The following is a 3,184-nucleotide window of genomic DNA, read 5'->3' on the forward strand; positions in this document are numbered from 1 at the left end:
TTTTGTTTGCGGCATGTATTGTCTGTGGGGACACAGACAATGGCATGGCAATTTTTATTTTTTAGAATATTGCATTAAAGCTTCAGCGTAGCGTTTGCCAAACTCACGAACACCTGCTGAGTCGAAATGCAAACCATCTTTGGCAGCTGTAAGACCCGTTGACGATACCACCACCGCTTTAGGAATGCTTTGTGGAAGCGTAGCAATGATTGCATTGTGGCTGGCACATTTGCCACCTTGTTCTGCTGATACCAGTTCACCTGATAACAAAGGAATAGAATTTGGGGCAATGTTTAAATCGGCTAAAATATCATCGTAAATCTTTTTTACTTGGGCCGGCCAAGTTTTATCGCCTGTATTTGATTCTCCTTGATGCAGTAAAATACCCTTGATAACTCCTGATTTTTGAGCGATTTTGGCCATTTCAATCAATCTTTCGTAGGGATTTCCTCCGTAAGAATTAGCCATATTTATCATCCAAGGTCTTTCTTTGGCCGATGAATCGAGATAGGCTTTGTATTTTACTTTATCGAAAATTTCTATTTTACTTCCTGCCACCGCTACATGAACCAAGCCGAGTGTTTGGTTTTGAGGCATATTTTGAATCATAGTACGACCAAAATAATCAGCTGGCGAAAGGCGAGTATCACAACGGCAGAGTGGTGGCTTTGCGGTGTACCATTGGCCTTTTTGACGGTTGAGTTTAGCACAATCTAAAGCTTCCAAGACTTTAAAACGACTGTCGATATTGACAGTATCTTGTGCTTCAATGCGAGCCGCACCCTCCATATTTGACTGACCAATGCAGAGATAAATATGAAAATTAGGGTCTTGAGCGAAGGTATTTCCTACATTAAATAATAATGCGAGAGCAGTTAATAGCTTTTTCATTTTTAGTTAGAAGTTTATTTTTCTGAAATTTTATCTTCGATTCTGAAATAATCAAAATCGGCAAAACCGCCTATTTCTTTGGTGGCAAAATTGAACAAACTGAATCGGTAACCCATAAAATGCGGTAGGGTATAAGGCATTTTTAAAGGTTCTCCTATTTTCTTCCAAGATTTTCCATCAAGACTGTAAAAGAAATGAGCAATATCGGCTCGGTCTTTGAAATTACATTCAGCTTTGAGGTAAACGGTGTTTTGTGAAACTGACACTTTCTCCATTTCAACGGCTTTGCCACCTTTGGTACTTACCATGATGATAGCTTTTGTGCCGTTTTCGTTTTTCAAACCTACAAAACCATAGTTTTTTTGGAGTAAACCCAATCCAGCAATATCGCCATCTTTCATTTTTGAAGCATCAAGGGCAATCGAACCTGTACTTTCGGGTCCGATGGTACGTTGCGTAAGTGTATTTTTTGCCGAAACAAATGAGGTATCAATTCTTCCAGTTTTTAGTCGAAGAAAACCTTTACGTTCGGTAAGTGACCAAAGCGAATTGTCAGGATTATGATTCCATTGCCAAACTAATGGTAGCGTAGGCTCACCTTTTTTTCGAGTAAATTCATCAGAATTCACAATATTTGGAATCAGACTTTTATTAGCTGGTAAGTTTAGGCTCATAGGTACTTTACCATTTTCACCCAAAATTGGCCAGCCATCTTTCCATTCGACAGGCACTAAATAAGGAATACGACCCACACCGCCATTGTCTCGGAAAAGATAAGAAAACCAGCGTCCATCGGGCGTGTCAATCAAACCACCTTGAGCTACGCCCAAATCTTGCAAACCAATTTTTCCTTCCCACGGCCCTGTAATTTTATCGGCACGGTGAATAAGCACAGTTCGCATTCCACCTCGTGGCCAAACGATATTGAAAAGGTAATATTTGCCATCTTTTTTAAAAAGCTGTGAGCCTTCGGCCTGCAACATAATTGGAGCATTGGCAGCGGCAGAAGCATTTTCTATCAAGATTTTTTCTTCTGTACCTTCCATTTTTCCACTCAAATCAGACTTTAATTCTATGATTTTGAGCTTTCCTGCTCCATAAATGAGGTAAGTTTTCCCATCATCATCAAAGAAAATGCTGTGGTCGTGGTAAGCAGGGGCAAAGGATTTTTCTTTCCAAGGTCCTTTGATATTTTTTGAGGTATAAATATGCGTTTTGCCCGATGTGGCCGCAAAAGTGCTGACCATAAATTCGCCATTATGATAGCGGATGCAACTCGCCCAAGAACCTCGTCCGTAGGTATTTTGACCATTCGTTAGATTCATGGCATCATTTTCTACTAATCTATCATAGCAATAGCTTTCGAGTTTCCAGTTTACTAAGTCTTTTGAACTCATAATTGGCAAACCAGGACTCATGTGCATGGTGGTGCTACTCATGTAATAAGTATCCCCCACACGAATCATCGATAAATCAGGCACATCGGCATGGACGATTGGGTTATGAGCTTGTCCAAACCCAATCTGACCTGCCAATAGAAATAAACAAATATTTAAGATTTTTCTCATTTTTAAAGCGTAATGCTTACCACAAATCAATACAGATTTGTTTGTTCATCATTTTTTATCATACCGTCCAGTTCATCTACCGAAATTTCGAGTTTTCCATGCTCAACCAAGACTTTTGCCAACGAAGGCACACTTGCTTGTTTGGCCGCATCTGCTTGCCACAACTTCGACCGAATGATACATTTGGCACAGTGCATAAAAGCTTCTTTTACGCTTACAATTATGGCGAAAGATGGCGTTTTACCATCGACATTCATTTGCTCCAACACCCACTTATCTTGCACAATTTTAGCTTCTCCGTTTATCCGCAAAGTTTCTCGCACACCCGGAATCAAAAATATCAGTCCGATATTAGGGTTTTTGATGATATTACTTAGCGTATCCGCTTTGGCGTTGCCAGGTCTGTCAGGAATCGCCAAAGTTTTTTCATCCAGTATTTTCACAAAACCTGCTGGGTCTCCTTTGGGCGACACGTCCATATTTCCCTCCAAGTCCGAAGTGGCAATTGTAATAAATGGCGATTTTTCGATGAAACTACGGCAATGCTCATCAATATAACTGATGGTTTTTCGGGTAACTATTTCTGATGGATAGCCTAAAGTGGCTCGCAATTGCTCTTCTGATGTTATGGTATTCTCAAATTTCATTTTTTGTTATGGGTAAATTTATTATCTCAAAACGGCATCATCACCGCTGTATTTCAAATACTTAAATGTGGCGTTATT

Annotated in this window: 3 protein-coding genes; all 3 read right to left on the reverse strand. The window is 39.9% G+C overall.

The window, feature by feature from the left end; all coding sequences use genetic code 11:
• Window positions 1-54: 54 nt before the first annotated feature.
• Genes ACOVO2_RS18775 through ACOVO2_RS18785 form a run of 3 tightly spaced genes read right to left on the reverse strand, consistent with a single transcriptional unit; the run spans window position 55 to window position 3,106 of the window.
• Complete coding sequence (locus ACOVO2_RS18775) at window positions 55-891, reverse strand: sialate O-acetylesterase (RefSeq protein WP_421771448.1); 837 nt, start codon at window positions 889-891, stop codon at window positions 55-57.
• 14 nt (window positions 892-905) lie between these two features.
• Window positions 906-2,459 carry a glycoside hydrolase 43 family protein gene (locus tag ACOVO2_RS18780; protein ID WP_421771449.1) on the reverse strand — a complete coding sequence of 518 codons (1,554 nt, stop codon included), beginning with the start codon at window positions 2,457-2,459 and terminating at the stop codon, window positions 906-908.
• A gap of 26 nt (window positions 2,460-2,485) precedes the next feature.
• Entirely contained in the window at window positions 2,486-3,106 is a 621-nt protein-coding gene (locus ACOVO2_RS18785) for a pyridoxamine 5'-phosphate oxidase family protein (RefSeq protein WP_421771450.1), read from the reverse strand.
• Window positions 3,107-3,184: the final 78 nt, after the last annotated feature.

It is taken from the genome of Emticicia sp., from assembly GCF_049241225.1.
Lineage (GTDB): Bacteria > Bacteroidota > Bacteroidia > Cytophagales > Spirosomataceae > Emticicia.